The 15,885-nt window shown below is 59.4% G+C and carries 20 protein-coding genes; 10 read left to right on the top strand and 10 right to left on the bottom strand.

The features are described 5' to 3' along the window. Nucleotides 1-82: 82 nt before the first annotated feature. Nucleotides 83-1,429: a metalloprotease PmbA gene (pmbA, locus tag KGA85_RS23100; RefSeq protein ID WP_150727438.1), complete on the top strand. Its 1,347-nt coding sequence runs from the start codon at nt 83-85 to the stop codon at nt 1,427-1,429. Between the two features lie 170 nt (nt 1,430-1,599). Here pmbA and KGA85_RS23095 read toward each other — a convergent pair whose 3' ends face one another. From KGA85_RS23095 to KGA85_RS23050, 10 genes are all read right to left on the bottom strand, one after another. After that, a complete protein-coding gene (locus KGA85_RS23095) occupies nt 1,600-1,872 on the bottom strand; it encodes an HPr family phosphocarrier protein (protein WP_046040042.1) in 273 nt (90 codons plus the stop codon). A 15-nt stretch (nt 1,873-1,887) separates the two neighbouring features. Next, nucleotides 1,888-2,745, bottom strand: a complete 858-nt coding sequence (gene rapZ, locus KGA85_RS23090; protein WP_223455577.1) for an RNase adapter RapZ — start codon at nt 2,743-2,745, stop codon at nt 1,888-1,890. A gap of 2 nt (nt 2,746-2,747) precedes the next feature. Next, nucleotides 2,748-3,212, bottom strand: coding sequence for a PTS IIA-like nitrogen regulatory protein PtsN (gene ptsN, locus KGA85_RS23085; protein ID WP_223455578.1), 465 nt, complete (start codon nt 3,210-3,212; stop codon nt 2,748-2,750). Between the two features lie 12 nt (nt 3,213-3,224). Then, nucleotides 3,225-3,533, bottom strand: coding sequence for a ribosome hibernation-promoting factor, HPF/YfiA family (hpf, locus tag KGA85_RS23080; RefSeq protein WP_007941242.1), 309 nt, complete (start codon nt 3,531-3,533; stop codon nt 3,225-3,227). A 74-nt stretch (nt 3,534-3,607) separates the two neighbouring features. Next, complete coding sequence (locus KGA85_RS23075) at nt 3,608-5,101, bottom strand: RNA polymerase factor sigma-54 (RefSeq protein ID WP_223455579.1); 1,494 nt, start codon at nt 5,099-5,101, stop codon at nt 3,608-3,610. Nucleotides 5,102-5,374: 273 nt separating this feature from the next. Beyond that, on the bottom strand, nt 5,375-6,100 hold the full coding sequence (gene lptB, locus KGA85_RS23070; protein ID WP_223455580.1) for an LPS export ABC transporter ATP-binding protein: 726 nt from the start codon (nt 6,098-6,100) through the stop codon (nt 5,375-5,377). After that, nucleotides 6,100-6,648, bottom strand: a complete 549-nt coding sequence (gene lptA / locus KGA85_RS23065) for a lipopolysaccharide transport periplasmic protein LptA (protein ID WP_223455581.1) — start codon at nt 6,646-6,648, stop codon at nt 6,100-6,102. Before lptA ends, lptB begins: the two co-directional genes overlap by 1 nt. Further along, complete coding sequence (gene lptC / locus KGA85_RS23060; protein WP_223455582.1) at nt 6,635-7,207, bottom strand: LPS export ABC transporter periplasmic protein LptC; 573 nt, start codon at nt 7,205-7,207, stop codon at nt 6,635-6,637. The genes lptA and lptC overlap by 14 nt, the downstream gene beginning before the upstream one ends. Before the next feature lie 7 nt (nt 7,208-7,214). Next, nucleotides 7,215-7,739 (bottom strand): KdsC family phosphatase, encoded by a 525-nt coding sequence (locus KGA85_RS23055; RefSeq protein WP_008018712.1) that lies wholly within the window; start codon nt 7,737-7,739, stop codon nt 7,215-7,217. After that, nucleotides 7,739-8,713: a KpsF/GutQ family sugar-phosphate isomerase gene (locus KGA85_RS23050; RefSeq protein WP_223455583.1), complete on the bottom strand. Its 975-nt coding sequence runs from the start codon at nt 8,711-8,713 to the stop codon at nt 7,739-7,741. Before KGA85_RS23050 ends, KGA85_RS23055 begins: the two co-directional genes overlap by 1 nt. 276 nt (nt 8,714-8,989) lie before the next feature. Between KGA85_RS23050 and KGA85_RS23045 the strand changes: the two genes are divergently transcribed. The 9 genes from KGA85_RS23045 (at nt 8,990) to hisD (ending at nt 15,885) form a co-directional block, all read left to right on the top strand. Next, nucleotides 8,990-9,799 carry an ATP-binding cassette domain-containing protein gene (locus KGA85_RS23045; RefSeq protein ID WP_223455584.1) on the top strand — a complete coding sequence of 270 codons (810 nt, stop codon included), beginning with the start codon at nt 8,990-8,992 and terminating at the stop codon, nt 9,797-9,799. Then, nucleotides 9,799-10,596 (top strand): lipid asymmetry maintenance ABC transporter permease subunit MlaE, encoded by a 798-nt coding sequence (gene mlaE, locus KGA85_RS23040; protein ID WP_223455585.1) that lies wholly within the window; start codon nt 9,799-9,801, stop codon nt 10,594-10,596. The genes KGA85_RS23045 and mlaE overlap by 1 nt, the downstream gene beginning before the upstream one ends. Further along, nucleotides 10,596-11,063 carry an outer membrane lipid asymmetry maintenance protein MlaD gene (gene mlaD, locus KGA85_RS23035; protein WP_007970271.1) on the top strand — a complete coding sequence of 156 codons (468 nt, stop codon included), beginning with the start codon at nt 10,596-10,598 and terminating at the stop codon, nt 11,061-11,063. The genes mlaE and mlaD overlap by 1 nt, the downstream gene beginning before the upstream one ends. Before the next feature lie 11 nt (nt 11,064-11,074). Next, nucleotides 11,075-11,728 carry a phospholipid-binding protein MlaC gene (locus tag KGA85_RS23030; protein ID WP_223455586.1) on the top strand — a complete coding sequence of 218 codons (654 nt, stop codon included), beginning with the start codon at nt 11,075-11,077 and terminating at the stop codon, nt 11,726-11,728. Continuing rightward, nucleotides 11,725-12,030: a lipid asymmetry maintenance protein MlaB gene (locus KGA85_RS23025; RefSeq protein WP_223455587.1), complete on the top strand. Its 306-nt coding sequence runs from the start codon at nt 11,725-11,727 to the stop codon at nt 12,028-12,030. The genes KGA85_RS23030 and KGA85_RS23025 overlap by 4 nt, the downstream gene beginning before the upstream one ends. Before the next feature lie 114 nt (nt 12,031-12,144). Continuing rightward, nucleotides 12,145-12,384, top strand: a complete 240-nt coding sequence (locus KGA85_RS23020) for a BolA family protein (RefSeq protein ID WP_223455588.1) — start codon at nt 12,145-12,147, stop codon at nt 12,382-12,384. Nucleotides 12,385-12,406: 22 nt separating this feature from the next. Then, on the top strand, nt 12,407-13,672 hold the full coding sequence (gene murA / locus KGA85_RS23015) for a UDP-N-acetylglucosamine 1-carboxyvinyltransferase (RefSeq protein WP_223455589.1): 1,266 nt from the start codon (nt 12,407-12,409) through the stop codon (nt 13,670-13,672). Nucleotides 13,673-13,797: 125 nt separating this feature from the next. Further along, the gene (hisG, locus tag KGA85_RS23010; protein ID WP_008018703.1) at nt 13,798-14,433 is read left to right on the top strand and encodes an ATP phosphoribosyltransferase; all 636 of its coding nucleotides are present in this window, start codon (nt 13,798-13,800) and stop codon (nt 14,431-14,433) included. A 126-nt stretch (nt 14,434-14,559) separates the two neighbouring features. Further along, nucleotides 14,560-15,885 carry a histidinol dehydrogenase gene (hisD, locus tag KGA85_RS23005; protein WP_150758019.1) on the top strand — a complete coding sequence of 442 codons (1,326 nt, stop codon included), beginning with the start codon at nt 14,560-14,562 and terminating at the stop codon, nt 15,883-15,885.

Here is a 15,885-nt window from a genome sequence, read left to right as displayed (position 1 = left end):
CATGATAACCAGTCGGGGGCCGCTTGTCCGGCCCGGTCGCTCGATGACCGTTACCGAAAGCAGAATTTGAGTGGAGAACAGCATGAGTGCAGTTGAAAGCGTCGGCCCACAAGCGTTGCCGGCACTGCAGGAACAAGTCGAGCAGATCATCGCTGAAGCCAAACGCCAGGGCGCCAGTGCCTGTGAAGTGGCAGTGTCCCTGGAGCAGGGCTTGTCGACCACGGTGCGCCAGCGTGAAGTCGAAACCGTTGAATTCAACCGCGATCAGGGTTTCGGCATCACCTTGTACGTTGGCCAGCGCAAAGGCTCCGCCAGCACCTCGGCCAGTGGACCGGAGGCGATTCGCGAAACAGTCGCCGCTGCACTGGCCATCGCCAAGCACACCTCGGAAGACGAAGCCTCGGGCCTTGCGGATGCCGCGCTGATGGCGCGGGATATTCAGGATTTCGACCTGTTCCACCAATGGGACATTACTCCGGAACAAGCCATCGAACAGGCCCTGGCCTGCGAAGCCGCGGCGTTTGCCGCCGACAGCCGGATCAAGAACGCCGACGGCACCACCCTCAGTACCCATCAAGGCTGTCGCGTTTATGGCAATAGCCACGGGTTTATCGGCGGTTACGCATCGACTCGTCACAGCTTGAGCTGCGTGATGATCGCCGAGGCCGATGGCCAGATGCAGCGCGATTACTGGTACGACGTGAACCGCCAGGGCAATCTGCTGGCCGACCCGGTCAGCATCGGCCAGCGCGCTGCGCAACGGGCGGCAAGCCGTCTGGGCGCGCGTCCGGTGCCGACTTGCGAGGTGCCGGTGCTGTTTTCCGCCGAGTTGGCTGGGGGGCTGTTCGGCAGTTTCCTGTCGGCGATTTCCGGCGGCAGCCTGTATCGCAAGTCGTCGTTCCTTGAGGGCACTCTCGGTCAGAAGCTGTTTCCGGAGTGGCTGACCATCGACGAGCGTCCGCATCTGATGCGGGCGTTGGGCAGTGCGGCGTTCGATGGCGATGGCCTGGCAACCTATGCCAAACCGTTCGTCGAAAAAGGCGAGTTGGTGTCGTACATCCTCGGCACCTACTCCGGTCGCAAGCTCGGCATGCCGAGCACCGCCAATGCCGGGGGTGTGCACAACCTGTTCGTCACCCATGGCGATGAAGACCAGGCGGCCTTGCTGCGGCGCATGGGACGCGGGCTGTTGGTTACTGAGTTGATGGGCCAGGGACTGAACATGGTCACCGGCGATTATTCCCGGGGCGCGGCGGGTTACTGGGTCGAGAATGGCGAAATTCAGTTCGCGGTTCAGGAGGTGACCATCGCTGGCAACATGCGCGACATGTTCAAACAGATTGTCGCCGTGGGTAACGATCTTGAGTTGCGTAGCAACATTCGCACAGGTTCGGTGCTGATCGAGCGGATGACGGTGGCGGGTAGCTAAGCCAGGGCCGCTGTACAAAAAGGCGCGCCACCCAATGGGGGCACGCCTTTTTTATTGGCACAAACGCGGTGTATCTGATGCATTGCGATGATAGGGGTTGGGGCCGCTTCGCGCCCCAGCGGGAGCAAGCTCCCTCGCCACAAAATTACCGGGAAAGGATTCTGTAGCGGTTACTCGCCTTCATCGAAAAAGTTGTTGATCAACGCCACCAGCGCATTCAGCGCTTCCTGTTCCTGCTCTCCTTCTGTGCTCAAGTGGATCGTGGTGCCTTTGCCGGCGGCCAGCATCATCATCGCCATGATGCTTTTGCCATCGACCATGGACTCTGGCGTACGACCGGCCCGGATCTGGCACGGGAACTGACCCGCCACCCCAACGAATTTTGCAGAAGCGCGAGCATGCAGGCCCAGCTTGTTGATGATTTCGATTTCCAGAGCAGGCATCGCGGTGTGAATCCTTTAGCTGAGGTCGCGGTGGCGTACCTGGACGTTCTTCAGGGTTTTTTGCAGCGCCTGCCCCAGACGCTCGGTCAGGTACACGGAACGGTGATGTCCGCCAGTGCAGCCAATGGCAATGGTGACGTAGGCGCGGTTGCTGGCGGCAAAACGAGGCAGCCACTTTAGCAGGTATGTGGAAATGTCCTGGAACATCTCTTCGACATCCGGCTGTGCCGCCAGATATTCGGCAACCGGTTGATCGAGCCCGGACTGCTCGCGCAATTCCGGTTTCCAGTAAGGGTTGGGCAGGCAGCGCACATCGAACACCAGGTCGGCGTCCACCGGCATGCCACGCTTGAACCCGAAGGATTCCACCAGGAACGCAGTCCCCGGCTCGGGCTGATTCAACAGACGCAGTTTGATGGCGTCGCGCAGTTGGTACAGGTTCAGGCTGGTGGTGTTGATCTTGAGATCGGCGAGGTCGGCAATCGGCCCGAGCAGGTCGCTCTCGACGCTGATGGCTTCGGCCAGCGAGCGGTTGGCGTTGGTCAGGGGGTGACGTCGGCGGGTTTCCGAGAAGCGCTTGAGCAGGGTTTCTTCGTCGGCGTCCAGGTACAGCACATCGCACTGGATGTGGCGGTTGCGGACCTCTTCGAGCAGGTCGGGGAAGCGTGACAGGTGGCTGGGCAGGTTGCGCGCGTCAATGGAAACGGCGACCAGCGGCTGTAACAGCTCGGTATGAACCAGGGCGCGTTCGGCCAGCTCCGGCAGCAGGCCGGCAGGCAGGTTGTCGATACAGTAGTAGCCGTTGTCCTCAAGAACGTTGAGGGCGGTACTTTTACCTGAGCCGGAACGGCCACTGACGATGATCAAGCGCATGATTACTGACCGTTTTGCTCGTTCAGGACAACCTGATACAGGGCTTCGTTGCTTGCAGCACTACGCAGTTTTTCACGTACTTCCTTGCGGTCGAGCATGCTGGCGATCTGTCGCAGCAGCTCAAGGTGCGCATCGGTGGCGGCTTCCGGGACCAGCAGTACGAACAGCAGGTCAACCGGCGCGCCGTCGATGGCGTCGAAATCGATAGGGGCGTCCAGGTGCATCAATGCACTGATGGGCGAAACGCAGCCCTTGAGACGGCAATGTGGAATAGCGATGCCATTGCCAAAACCGGTGGAGCCGAGTTTTTCACGGGCAATCAGTGCCTCGAAGACATCTTGCATCTCCAGGGCCGGCACTTCGCGGGCGATCAGATTGGCAATTTGTTCGAGGGCTTTCTTTTTACTGCCTCCCGGCACGTTCACCAGGGAACGGCCGGGGGTCAGGATACTTTCAAGTCGGATCATGGGTTGGGAGTGTTAACGACCGGTTGCGCCCTGGAGGAGGCTCTGGGTCTTTTCCTTATGCTTTTTGAGTTGTTTATCCAGCTTGTCGGTGAGTGCGTCGATCGCGGCGTACATATCGGTATGTTCCGCGTTGGCGACCACTTCATTCCCGGGAATATGCAGCGTGGCTTCGATTTTCTGCTTCAGTTTTTCGACGGTCATCGTGACCTGCACATTAGTGATCTTGTCGAAATGTCGCTCCAATCGTTCGAGTTTTTCGCCGATGTAGGTGCGAAGAGGTTCGGTCACTTCCAGTTGGTGTCCACTGATGTTGACTTGCATACAGCTTCTCCTTCGTTGCCAGTGCATAAAGCGGTAGATCAGATGATCTACCACTGGAACGCTGTGGCGTGGCTCTACATCAACCGCTTGCGTTCGCTCGAAGGCGCGATCCCGAGGGATTCGCGGTACTTGGCGACGGTGCGGCGAGCCACCTGAATGCCTTGTGCCTCCAGTAAACCAGCGATCTTGCTGTCACTCAACGGCTTTTTCTGATTTTCCGCGGCAACCAGTTTTTTGATGATCGCCCGGATCGCCGTGGACGAGCATTCGCCGCCTTCGGAGGTGCTTACGTGACTGGAGAAAAAGTACTTCAGTTCATAAATGCCCCGGGGGGTGTGCATGAACTTCTGGGTGGTCACCCGTGAAATCGTCGACTCATGCATGCCGACCGCTTCGGCGATGTCATGCAGGACCAGCGGCTTCATGGCTTCGTCGCCGTACTCCAGAAAGCCGCGTTGATGCTCGACAATCTGGGTGGCAACCTTCATCAGGGTTTCATTGCGGCTTTGCAGGCTCTTGATGAACCAGCGGGCTTCCTGCAACTGATTGCGCATGAAGGTGTTGTCGGCGCTGGTGTCGGCGCGGCGCACGAAACCGGCGTACTGGGCGTTGACCCGCAGCCGTGGCACCGACTCCTGATTCAGCTCCACCAGCCAGCGCTCGTTGTCCTTGCGCACGATAACGTCAGGAACGACGTACTCGGCTTCGGTGGACTCGATCTGCGAGCCCGGGCGCGGGTTGAGGCTCTGGACCAGCTCGATGACCTGGCGCAGTTCATCTTCCTTGAGCTTCATGCGACGCATCAACTGGCTGTAGTCGCGGCTGCCAAGCAGGTCGATGTAATCAGTGACCAGGCGCTTGGCCTCGGCCAGCCAAGGTGTCTTGGCTGGCAACTGACGCAATTGCAGCAGCAGGCATTCACCCAGGTTGCGGGCGCCGATGCCGGCGGGCTCGAATTGCTGGATGCGGTGCAGGACGGCTTCGATTTCGTCCAGTTCGATGTCCAGTTCCGGGTCGAAGGCTTCGAGGATTTCCTCGAGGGTTTCGTCCAGGTAGCCCTGATTGTTGATGCAGTCGATCAGGGTCACGGCGATCAGGCGATCGGTGTCGGACATCGGGGCCAGGTTCAGTTGCCACAGCAAGTGGCTCTGCAGGCTTTCGCCGGCCGAGGTGCGGGTGGTGAAGTCCCACTCGTCATCATCATTGCTGGGCAGGCTGCTGGCGCTGGTCTGGTAAACGTCCTCCCACGCGGTGTCGACGGGGAGTTCGTTGGGGATGCGCTCGTTCCAGTCACCTTCATCGAGGTTATCAACCGTCGGAGCGCTTTCCTGGTAGGAGGGCTCCTGGATTTCAGTGTTGGGCTTTTGTTCGGCGTTGTCGGCCAAGGGGTCGGAATTGTCGAAGTCGTCGCCTTCTTCCTGGCGTTCGAGCATCGGATTGGACTCCAGGGCCTCCTGGATTTCCTGTTGCAGGTCCAGGGTCGACAATTGGAGCAGGCGGATGGCCTGTTGCAGCTGCGGTGTCATCGTCAGCTGCTGGCCCATTCTCAAGACTAGCGATGGTTTCATGGCAGGGGCTTAACACCTTATTCGCCGGCGCACATGCGCCATCCACTACAGGGCGCCGGGGCGCCAATCATAAGCAAATTATATGCCCGAAACTGAAGTGTTTGCCTAGAGCGTTGTAACAATAAAAACCTGCAAAGTTTTGTTGACAGGTTGCTCCGGCTGGCTCCCGAACATCTTTGAAGCGTCGTGTTTGCCTAGAGCGCTGTAACAATAAAAAAGAGTTGATTTTTTATCGAGATAAGCGCTCGTCGACTGCTCTGGCACCTCGGTGTCTTACAGGCGGAATTCGTGGCCCAGGTACACTTCCTTCACCAGGTCGTTAGCCAGGATGGTTTCAGCGTCGCCTTCGGCGATCAGTTGGCCGTCGTTGACGATATAGGCGGTTTCACAGATATCCAGGGTTTCACGGACGTTGTGGTCGGTGATCAGCACGCCAATGCCCTTGGCCTTGAGGTGGTGAATGATTTGCTTGATGTCGCCGACCGAAATCGGGTCCACGCCGGCGAAGGGTTCGTCGAGGAGGATGAATTTCGGGTTGGTGGCCAGGGCGCGGGCGATTTCCACGCGACGGCGCTCGCCACCGGACAGGCTCATGCCGAGGTTGTCGCGGATGTGGCTGATGTGGAATTCCTGCAGCAGGCTTTCCAGCTCCTTGCGACGACCGGCCTTGTCGAGTTCCTTACGGGTCTCGAGGATGGCCATGATGTTGTCGGCCACCGACAGTTTGCGGAAGATCGATGCTTCTTGCGGCAGGTAGCCGATACCGGCCTTTGCGCGGCCATGCATCGGCTGGTGGCTGACGTCCAGGTCATCGATCAGGACGCGGCCCTGCTCGGCCTGTACCAGGCCGACGATCATGTAGAAGCAGGTGGTCTTGCCGGCGCCGTTCGGGCCAAGCAGACCGACAATCTGACCGCTGTCGATGGACAGGCTGACGTCGCGCACGACCTGGCGGCTCTTGTAGCTCTTGGCCAGATGCTGAGCTTTCAGAGTTGCCATTACTGGGCCTTTTGCTCGTCGGTTTTCTTTTTCGGCTGGATCACCATGTCGATGCGCGGACGCGCCTCGGTGATCTTGCTGCCCGTGGCGCGACCGGCGCTGGCGAGCTTCTTGACCGTGTCGTAGACGATTTTTTCGCCCTGGGTGACGTTGTTGTCCTTGTCGACAACTTTGGCCTTGTCGATCAGTACGACGCGGTTTTGCGCGGCGTGATACTGGATCGTTACGCCCCAGCCCTGAACAGGCTTGGTATCGCCAGCTGTTTGCAATTGCTCGAAGTACGCCAGGTTGCCCACCGAGGTCACTACGTCGATGTCGCCGGTCGGGGTGCGGGTGATGGTAACGGTGTTGCCTGTCACCTTCATCGAGCCTTGGGTGATGATCACGTCACCCTTATAGGTAGCAATACCTTGCTTGTCGTCCAGTTGGGCATCGTCGGCCTGAATGCGGATAGGCTGCTGTTGATCTTCCGGCAGAGCCCAGGCGCTCACGCTTCCCAGTGCTGCGCCCAGACTGAGCAAAATCGGGAGGGTTTTAACGAGCCTCATACTGTCCTCTTACGTTCGATAGCAGGTGTATCCTGCTTTCTTTCAAATACGCCTTCATTCCCTTGCCAGTCGATACACCGCCAGCGCCGTCGATTCTAACGTCTTGCTCTGTCTGCGCATATTGCTGCTGCGGGAACACGGTCATGCGGGTGCTGGTGATCAGGGTTTTACGGTTTTTCTCGTCGAAGCGCGTGATGCGCACGTCATCGATCAGTTCGACCTGTGTGCCATCAGGGTTGACCTCGCCGTGCAAGCTCTGGACGTGCCACGGGAATTCAGTGCCGCGGAACACATTCAGGTCGGGGTTGGTCAGCAATGTCACCTCGGTCGCTTTCAGGTGCTCGACCTTGTCGGACACCAGATCATATTGCAGCTTGCCGTCCGGCAGGTACTGCACGCTGTGGGCGTTGATGGCGTAATAGTCGATCATGCTTTCATCGACCGGCGTTACCGGCTTGTCGAGGAAGCGTTCCGGGCTGATGTTCCAGTAGCCAACCGCGGCGAATATCGCCGCGATGCAACTGTACATCAGGGTGTTGCGAAACTTTTTGCTCAGCATAGTGGGCTCACAGGTACGCCGCATTGGCCGCATCGAGGCGGTCCTGGGCGCGCAGGATCAATTCGCAGAATTCGCGAGCGGCACCTTCGCCGCCACGGGCGAGGGTGATGCCGTGAGCGTGTTCACGCACGAAACTGGCAGCATTGGCCACCGCCATGCCCAGGCCGACGCGGCGAATCACCGGCAGGTCCGGCAGGTCATCGCCGAGGTAGGCCACCTGTTCATAGCTCAGGTTGAGTTGGGCCAGCAGTTCGTCGAGTACCACCAGTTTATCCTCGCGACCCTGATAGAGATGCGGGATGCCGAGGTTTTTGGCTCGTCGCTCGACCACCGGAGTCTTGCGGCCACTGATGATGGCGGTCTGCACGCCGGCGGCCATCAGCATCTTGATGCCCTGGCCGTCGAGTGTGTTGAACGTCTTGAATTCGCTGCCGTCTTCGAGGAAGTACAGGCGCCCGTCGGTCAACACGCCGTCGACATCGAACACAGCCAGCTTGATCTGTTTGCCGCGTTGCAGCAGGTCTGCACTCATTACATTACTCCCGCGCGAAGCAAGTCGTGCATGTTCAAGGCGCCGACCGGGCGGTCTTCACGGTCGACCACGACCAGCGCGTTGATTTTATGATCTTCCATGATTTTCAGCGCTTCGGCGGCGAGCATTTCGGCGCGGGCAGTCTTGCCGTGTGCAGTCATGACCTGGTCGATGGTAGCGCTATGGATGTCGATGCTACGGTCCAGCGTGCGACGCAAGTCACCGTCGGTAAAGATCCCGGCCAGCTTTCCATCGGCTTCCAGGACCACGGTCATGCCCAGGCCTTTGCGGGTCATTTCCATTAGTGCGTCCTTCAGCAGGGTGCCGCGCTGTACTTGCGGCAACTCTTGCCCAGCGTGCATGACATTTTCCACTTTCAGCAGCAGGCGTCGGCCCAGGGCGCCGCCGGGATGGGAAAAGGCGAAGTCTTCGGCGGTAAAGCCACGGGCTTCCAGCAGCGCGACGGCCAGGGCGTCGCCCATCACCAGGGCGGCGGTGGTCGACGAGGTGGGTGCCAGGTTCAACGGGCAGGCTTCGTGTTCGACGTGAACATTCAGGTTGACCTCGGCGGCCTTGGCCAGCGCGGAGTCAGGATTGCCGGTCACGCTGATCAACTGAATGCCCAGGCGCTTGATCAGAGGCAGCAGGGTCACGATTTCATTGGTGGAACCGGAATTCGAGAGCGCCAGAATGATGTCGTCGCGGGTAATCATGCCCATGTCACCGTGGCTGGCTTCAGCCGGGTGCACAAAAAATGCCGTGGTGCCGGTGCTGGCCAGGGTCGCGGCAATCTTGTTGCCGATGTGCCCCGACTTGCCCATGCCGACCACGACCACGCGGCCTTTGCTGGCCAGAATCATCTCGCAAGCGCGTACGAAATCTGCGTCGATGTGGGGTAGCAGGCCTTGCACGGCTTCTACCTCGAGGCGGATGGTGCGTTGTGCTGATTGAATCAGGTCGCTGGATTGGCTCATGTCAGAAATCGTATAGCCTGATGAAAAGGCGGCGATTATAGCGGTTATGATCGAATCCCTCACGCTAGTTCGTCGCGCATTGTCATCCGTGTTGCCGGAAACCTTCTAAACGGGGCTTTCAACCTGTCATGCAGTTGAACATGACTCGGCTTTGGCCTTGGGCGTGCAGCCTTTGCAGTGATATAGTTCGCCGCCAGTTCGGCCTGCCCGAGGAGGTATGTGCTTTCGTCAGAAAGCCAGGCGTCCGAGTGAGAGGTTGCATCGCAAGGAGTTTAGATGAGTGCCGATAACGCCTACGCGGTCGAGCTGAAGGGACTGTCCTTCAAGCGCGGTGCGCGCAGCATTTTCAATAATGTCGATATCCGTATCCCGCGCGGCAAGGTCACCGGCATCATGGGGCCTTCCGGGTGTGGCAAGACCACGCTTTTGCGTCTGATGGGCGCCCAGCTGCGGCCCACCAAGGGCGAAGTCTGGGTCAACGGTCAGAACCTGCCAAAACTGTCGCGCAGCGACCTGTTCGATGCGCGCAAGCATATGGGTGTGCTGTTTCAGAGCGGCGCACTGTTTACCGACCTCGATGTCTTCGAGAACGTCGCTTTTCCGCTGCGGGTTCACACGCAGCTGCCGGACGAAATGATCCGCGACATCGTCCTGCTGAAGCTGCAGGCCGTGGGCTTGCGCGGTGCTATCGAACTGATGCCCGACGAGCTTTCCGGCGGCATGAAGCGCCGTGTTGCGCTGGCCCGAGCGATCGCGCTCGATCCACAGATCCTCATGTACGACGAGCCCTTTGTCGGCCAGGACCCCATCGCAATGGGCGTTCTGGTGCGCCTGATTCGTTTGCTCAACGATGCGCTGGGCATCACCAGCATCGTGGTATCCCACGACCTGGCCGAGACCGCGAGCATTGCCGATTATATTTATGTGGTGGGCGATGGTCAGGTATTGGGGCAGGGCACGCCGGACGAGTTGATGAACTCGAATGAACCGCGCATTCGTCAGTTCATGACCGGTGAACCCGACGGCCCGGTTCCGTACCACTTTCCAGCGACGGATTACCGCGCAGATCTTCTGGGGAAGCGCTGATGCGCAGAATTTCATTAGTAGAGCGCGTTCGCCGCTTTGGCCAGGCCGGCATCGATGTGTTGGCGGTGTTCGGGCGTTCGAGCTTGTTCCTGTTCCATGCCTTGCTTGGCCGGGGCGGAATCGGTGGCGGTTTCGGGCTGCTGGTCAAGCAGTTGCATTCGGTGGGCGTGATGTCCCTGGTGATCATCGTGGTCTCCGGGGTATTCATCGGCATGGTGCTGGCGCTGCAGGGCTTCAACATTCTTTCCAGCTATGGTTCAGAGCAGGCTGTCGGGCAGATGGTGGCGCTGACGCTGCTGCGTGAACTGGGGCCGGTGGTGACCGCCTTGCTGTTCGCCGGGCGCGCAGGTTCGGCGTTGACCGCCGAAATTGGCAACATGAAGTCCACCGAGCAGTTGTCCAGCCTGGAAATGATCGGGGTCGACCCGCTCAAGTACATCATCGCGCCACGCTTGTGGGCCGGTTTCATTTCCCTGCCGGTGCTGGCGATGATTTTCAGCGTCGTGGGTATCTGGGGCGGCTCGTGGGTAGCTGTCGACTGGCTGGGGGTCTATGAAGGCTCCTACTGGTCGAACATGCAGAACAGCGTGACGTTCACTGACGATGTGCTCAACGGGATCATCAAAAGTATCGTCTTTGCCTTTGTCGTGACCTGGATCGCCGTATTCCAAGGCTATGACTGCGAACCCACTTCCGAGGGGATCAGTCGTGCCACTACCAAGACCGTTGTGTATGCCTCGTTGGCAGTACTCGGCCTGGACTTTATTCTGACCGCCTTGATGTTTGGAGATTTCTGATGCAAAACCGCACCCTGGAAATCGGTGTCGGCCTTTTCTTGCTGGCTGGCATCCTGGCTTTGCTTTTGTTGGCGTTGCGGGTCAGTGGCCTGTCCCCGACTCCGAGCACCGACACGTATAAACTTTACGCCTACTTCGACAATATCGCCGGTTTGACGGTCAGAGCAAAGGTGACCATGGCCGGTGTGACCATCGGCAAGGTCACGGCCATCGATCTGGATCGCGACAGTTTCACCGGCCGGGTGACCATGCAGCTGGAAAAACGCATCGATAATCTGCCGGCGGACTCTACTGCATCTATCCTGACCGCTGGACTGTTGGGCGAGAAGTACATCGGTATCAGCGTGGGCGGGGAAGACACCCTGCTCAAGGATGGTGGAACCATCCATGACACGCAGTCATCGCTGGTGCTCGAAGACCTGATCGGTAAATTCCTGCTCAATACCGTTAGCAAAGAAGCTAAATGAGGAACTGTTAAATGATCTCTATCTTGCGACGTGGCCTTTTGGTATTGCTCGCGGCGCTGCCGCTGCTAGCCAACGCCGTGGCAGCCCCTTCGGCGCACGATCTGGTACAGGACACCACTAATCGGATGCTGGCCGATCTGGCGGCCAATAAAGAAAAGTACAAGCAGGATCCGAAAGACTTTTATGCGGCGCTGAACACCATCGTCGGGCCGGTTGTGGATGCCGAGGGTATTTCCAAGAGCATCATGACGGTCAAATACTCGAAGAAAGCATCCCCGGCGCAGATGAAGACCTTCGAAGAAAACTTCAAGAAGGGTCTGTTCCAGTTCTATGGCAATGCCTTGCTGGAGTACAACAACCAGGGCATCACCGTTGATCCGGCCAAAGACGAGTCGGGCGACCGTACCAGCGTTGGCATGACCGTCAAGGGCAGCAGCGGCGCGATCTATCCAGTGTCCTACACGCTGGAAAAGATCAACGGCGAGTGGAAACTGCGTAACGTCATCATCAACGGCATCAACATCGGCAAGCTGTTCCGCGATCAGTTCGCCGATGCGATGCAGCGCAATGGCAACGACCTGGACAAGACCATCAATGGTTGGGCCGGGGAAGTCGCCAAGGCCAAGGAAGCCACCGACAAGAAACCAGGGCAGTCAACCCAATGAGTGAGTCGGCAGTCCAGATGGACGAAGCGGGCGAGCTGCGACTCAGTGGCGTGCTGGATTACCGCACCGGCCCTGGCCTGCGTGAGCAGGGCAAGGCACTGATCAAGGCCAGCAAGGCTGCGGCGCTGGTGGTCGATTGCTCGGCGGTGACCAAGTCCAGCAGTGTCGGTTTGTCGTTGCTGCTGTGCTTCATCCGCGATGCGCAGGCGGCCGGCAAGGCCCTGAGCATCCGTGGGATGCCGGATGACATGCGTGAAATCGCTCAGGTCAGCGAGATGACCGAGCTGTTGGCGCATCCCTAACCCACATCTATAAAGAAGCCCCCCGTCCGAGTCCTGCTTGGCGGGGTTCGCAGGCGCGGGGCTTTTTTGTATGATGTCCGACCCGCGCGCACAGGGCGCCGATTGAGGTTGAGCATGCAGGCCAACGAAGTTAAGAGCTTTCTTGAAGGAAAGCTGCCCGGAACGAAAGTAGAAGTCGAGGGCGAAGGCTGCAATTTCCAGCTGAACGTGATTAGCGATGAACTGGCGGCATTGAGCCCGGTCAAGCGTCAGCAGCAGGTCTATGCCCATTTGAACCCGTGGATCGTCGATGGCAGCATCCATGCGGTCACTATGAAATTTTTCAGCCGCGCGGCCTGGGCCGAGCGCACCTGAGCCCAAGGGCGTCGAGATTCTTATGGATAAATTGATTATTACCGGTGGCGTTCGTCTTGATGGCGAAATCCGCATCTCCGGGGCAAAGAACTCTGCCCTGCCGATCCTGGCTGCCACCTTGCTGTGCGATGGCCCGGTGACCGTGGCCAACCTGCCGCACCTGCACGACATCACCACCATGATCGAGCTGTTCGGCCGCATGGGAATTGAGCCGGTGATCGACGAGAAACTCTCCGTCGAAATCGACCCGCGCACCATCAAGACCCTGGTCGCACCGTACGAACTGGTTAAAACCATGCGTGCGTCGATTCTGGTACTGGGCCCGATGGTTGCCCGTTTCGGTGAAGCCGAAGTCGCCTTGCCTGGCGGTTGCGCCATCGGTTCGCGTCCGGTTGACCTGCACATCCGTGGCCTGGAAGCCATGGGCGCAGTCATCGACGTCGAAGGCGGCTACATCAAGGCCAAGGCGCCTGAAGGCGGCCTGCGCGGTGCGCACTTCTTCTTCGATACCGTCAGTGTGACCGGTACCGAAAACATCATGATGGCCGCAGCGCTGGCCAAAGGCCGCAGCGTCCTGGCTAACGCCGCGCGCGAGCCTGAAGTGGTCGACCTGGCGAACTTCCTGAACGCCATGGGTGCCAAGGTTTCCGGCGCCGGCACCGACACCATCACCATCGACGGCGTCGAGCGTCTGCACACCACCACTTACAAGGTGATGCCGGACCGTATCGAAACCGGTACCTACCTGGTTGCCGCTGCCGTGACCGGCGGCCGCGTGAAGGTCAAGGACACCGATCCGACCATCCTCGAAGCCGTTCTGGAAAAACTCCGTGAGTCCGGTGCCGAAATCACCTGCGGTGAAGACTGGATCGAGCTGAACATGCACGGTAAGCGGCCGAAAGCCGTCAACGTGCGGACCGCTCCGTACCCGGCGTTCCCGACCGACATGCAGGCCCAGTTCATCTCCCTCAACGCCATTGCCGAAGGCACCGGTGCTGTGATCGAGACGATCTTCGAAAACCGCTTCATGCACGTCTACGAGCTGCACCGCATGGGCGCCAAGATCCAGGTCGAAGGCAACACTGCCATCGTCACCGGCACCGAAAAACTCAAGGGCGCGCCAGTGATGGCGACCGACCTGCGTGCTTCGGCCAGCCTGGTGATCTCGGCCCTGATCGCCGACGGCGACACCCTGATCGATCGCATCTACCACATAGACCGTGGCTACGAGTGCATCGAAGAAAAACTGCAGATGCTGGGCGCCAAGATCCGTCGCGTTCCGGGCTAGTACCTGCTGCATGGGCATAAGGACGTGCCCGTTGATTTGTTGAAGTCGAGCCGTTTTCGGCTCGATGTGTGTCCGGCGCCATTTGCGACCGGGCATGAGTACCTTGATAAGGACTGACGTTTCCCATGTTGACCATCGCACTGTCCAAGGGCCGCATCCTTGACGACACCCTGCCGCTTCTGGCTGAAGCGGGCATCGTGCCGACCGAGAATCCGGACAAGAGCCGCAAGCTGATCATTCCCACGACCCAGGAAGATGTACGCCTGCTGATCGTGCGTGCCACCGATGTGCCGACCTACGTCGAACATGGTGCTGCCGACCTCGGTGTCGCCGGTAAAGATGTGCTGATGGAATATGGCGGCCAGGGCCTGTACGAGCCACTGGACCTGCAAATTGCCCAGTGCAAGTTGATGACGGCCGGCAAGGTCGGTGCGGTCGAGCCCAAGGGTCGTCTGCGCATCGCCACCAAGTTCGTCAACGTTGCCAAGCGTTATTACGCTGAACAGGGTCGTCAGGTCGACATCATCAAGCTGTACGGCTCGATGGAGCTGGCACCGCTGATCGGCCTTGCCGACAAGATCATCGACGTGGTCGACACCGGTAACACGCTGCGGGCCAACGGCCTGGAGCCACAGGATTTCATTGCTGCCATCAGCTCCCGGCTGATCGTCAACAAAGCTTCGATGAAGATGCAGCACGCCCGTATCCAGGCGTTGATTGACACCCTGCGCAAGGCAGTGGAGTCTCGACACCGCGGCTGATTCACCTGCGCGACGTTAAGTCGCGCCCGTCTATCCGCCTCATAGCCAGAATTCTCAGGTGCCCAAGCGGAAACGACTGCTAAGTTAGGGCGCCTGAGTTTTTGCCATTCCTATGAGGTTCTCGCTATGACCGCACCGACTGCAATTCGCCGACTCAACGCTGCTGACCCGGATTTCGCGCATCATCTGGATCATCTGCTGAGCTGGGAAAGTGTGTCTGACGACTCGGTCAATCAGCGGGTGCTGGACATCATCAAGGCCGTGCGTGAGCGTGGTGACGCGGCACTGGTGGACTTTACCCGCCAGTTCGACGGCCTGGATGTGAAATCCATGGCCGACCTGATCCTGCCGCGCGAGCGTCTGGAGCTGGCGCTCACCCGCATCTCCGTGCCTCAGCGTGAAGCCCTGGAAGTTGCCGCCGCTCGTGTGCGCAGCTACCACGAAAAACAGAAGCAGGATTCCTGGAGCTACACCGAGGCCGACGGCACGGTGCTGGGCCAGAAAGTCACGCCGCTGGACCGCGCCGGTCTGTACGTGCCAGGCGGCAAGGCGTCGTACCCGTCGTCGGTGTTGATGAACGCGATTCCGGCCAAGGTCGCCGGCGTCACCGAAGTGGTCATGGTCGTGCCAACCCCGCGCGGTGAAATCAACGAGCTGGTGCTGGCCGCTGCCTGCATCGCCGGTGTCGACCGCGTGTTCACCATCGGTGGCGCTCAAGCCGTTGCCGCATTGGCTTACGGCACCGAAAGCGTGCCGAAGGTCGACAAGGTCGTCGGTCCGGGCAACATCTATGTCGCCACCGCCAAGCGCCACGTGTTTGGCCAGGTCGGTATCGACATGATCGCCGGTCCCTCCGAGATCCTCGTGGTGTGCGACGGCCAGACCGATCCGGACTGGATCGCCATGGACCTGTTCTCCCAGGCCGAGCACGACGAAGATGCCCAGGCGATTCTGGTCAGCCCCGACGCCGAGTTCCTCGACAAGGTCGCCGCTAGCATCGCCAAGCTGATGCCGACCATGGAGCGCGCCGCGATCATCGAAACCTCGATCAATGGCCGTGGTGCACTGATCAAGGTGCGCGACATGGAGCAAGCCATCGAAGTGGCTAACCGTATCGCGCCGGAGCACCTCGAATTGTCCGTTGCCGATCCACAAGCCTGGCTGCCGCAGATCCGCCACGCCGGCGCGATCTTCATGGGCCGTCACACCTCCGAAGCCCTGGGCGACTATTGCGCAGGCCCGAACCACGTGTTGCCGACTTCCGGCACCGCCCGTTTCTCCTCGCCGCTGGGTGTGTACGACTTCCAGAAGCGCTCGTCGATCATCTTCTGCTCTGAGCAGGGCGCTTCCGAGTTGGGCAAAACCGCTTCCGTGCTGGCCCGTGGCGAGTCGCTGACCGCTCACGCCCGCAGTGCCGAATACCGCATCGTTGATGACAAGCAGGTGAAATGA

Source organism: Pseudomonas sp. GL-B-12 (assembly GCF_019955895.1).
In the GTDB taxonomy this organism is placed as follows: domain Bacteria; phylum Pseudomonadota; class Gammaproteobacteria; order Pseudomonadales; family Pseudomonadaceae; genus Aquipseudomonas.
This window is presented reverse-complemented; position numbering and strand designations above follow the sequence as displayed.

Excerpts from the sequence above, each read along its gene's own strand:
- pmbA (WP_150727438.1), top strand. The coding sequence starts at position 83 with ATGAGTGCAGTTGAAAGCGTCGGCCCACAAGCGTTGCCGGCACTGCAG.
- KGA85_RS23095 (WP_046040042.1), bottom strand. The coding sequence starts at position 1,872 with ATGCCTGCTCTGGAAATCGAAATCATCAACAAGCTGGGCCTGCATGCT.
- rapZ (WP_223455577.1), bottom strand. The coding sequence starts at position 2,745 with ATGCGCTTGATCATCGTCAGTGGCCGTTCCGGCTCAGGTAAAAGTACC.
- ptsN (WP_223455578.1), bottom strand. The coding sequence starts at position 3,212 with ATGATCCGACTTGAAAGTATCCTGACCCCCGGCCGTTCCCTGGTGAAC.
- hpf (WP_007941242.1), bottom strand. The coding sequence starts at position 3,533 with ATGCAAGTCAACATCAGTGGACACCAACTGGAAGTGACCGAACCTCTT.
- KGA85_RS23075 (WP_223455579.1), bottom strand. The coding sequence starts at position 5,101 with ATGAAACCATCGCTAGTCTTGAGAATGGGCCAGCAGCTGACGATGACA.
- lptB (WP_223455580.1), bottom strand. The coding sequence starts at position 6,100 with ATGGCAACTCTGAAAGCTCAGCATCTGGCCAAGAGCTACAAGAGCCGC.
- lptA (WP_223455581.1), bottom strand. The coding sequence starts at position 6,648 with ATGAGGCTCGTTAAAACCCTCCCGATTTTGCTCAGTCTGGGCGCAGCA.
- lptC (WP_223455582.1), bottom strand. The coding sequence starts at position 7,207 with ATGCTGAGCAAAAAGTTTCGCAACACCCTGATGTACAGTTGCATCGCG.
- KGA85_RS23055 (WP_008018712.1), bottom strand. The coding sequence starts at position 7,739 with ATGAGTGCAGACCTGCTGCAACGCGGCAAACAGATCAAGCTGGCTGTG.
- KGA85_RS23050 (WP_223455583.1), bottom strand. The coding sequence starts at position 8,713 with ATGAGCCAATCCAGCGACCTGATTCAATCAGCACAACGCACCATCCGC.
- KGA85_RS23045 (WP_223455584.1), top strand. The coding sequence starts at position 8,990 with ATGAGTGCCGATAACGCCTACGCGGTCGAGCTGAAGGGACTGTCCTTC.
- mlaE (WP_223455585.1), top strand. The coding sequence starts at position 9,799 with ATGCGCAGAATTTCATTAGTAGAGCGCGTTCGCCGCTTTGGCCAGGCC.
- mlaD (WP_007970271.1), top strand. The coding sequence starts at position 10,596 with ATGCAAAACCGCACCCTGGAAATCGGTGTCGGCCTTTTCTTGCTGGCT.
- KGA85_RS23030 (WP_223455586.1), top strand. The coding sequence starts at position 11,075 with ATGATCTCTATCTTGCGACGTGGCCTTTTGGTATTGCTCGCGGCGCTG.
- KGA85_RS23025 (WP_223455587.1), top strand. The coding sequence starts at position 11,725 with ATGAGTGAGTCGGCAGTCCAGATGGACGAAGCGGGCGAGCTGCGACTC.
- KGA85_RS23020 (WP_223455588.1), top strand. The coding sequence starts at position 12,145 with ATGCAGGCCAACGAAGTTAAGAGCTTTCTTGAAGGAAAGCTGCCCGGA.
- murA (WP_223455589.1), top strand. The coding sequence starts at position 12,407 with ATGGATAAATTGATTATTACCGGTGGCGTTCGTCTTGATGGCGAAATC.
- hisG (WP_008018703.1), top strand. The coding sequence starts at position 13,798 with ATGTTGACCATCGCACTGTCCAAGGGCCGCATCCTTGACGACACCCTG.
- hisD (WP_150758019.1), top strand. The coding sequence starts at position 14,560 with ATGACCGCACCGACTGCAATTCGCCGACTCAACGCTGCTGACCCGGAT.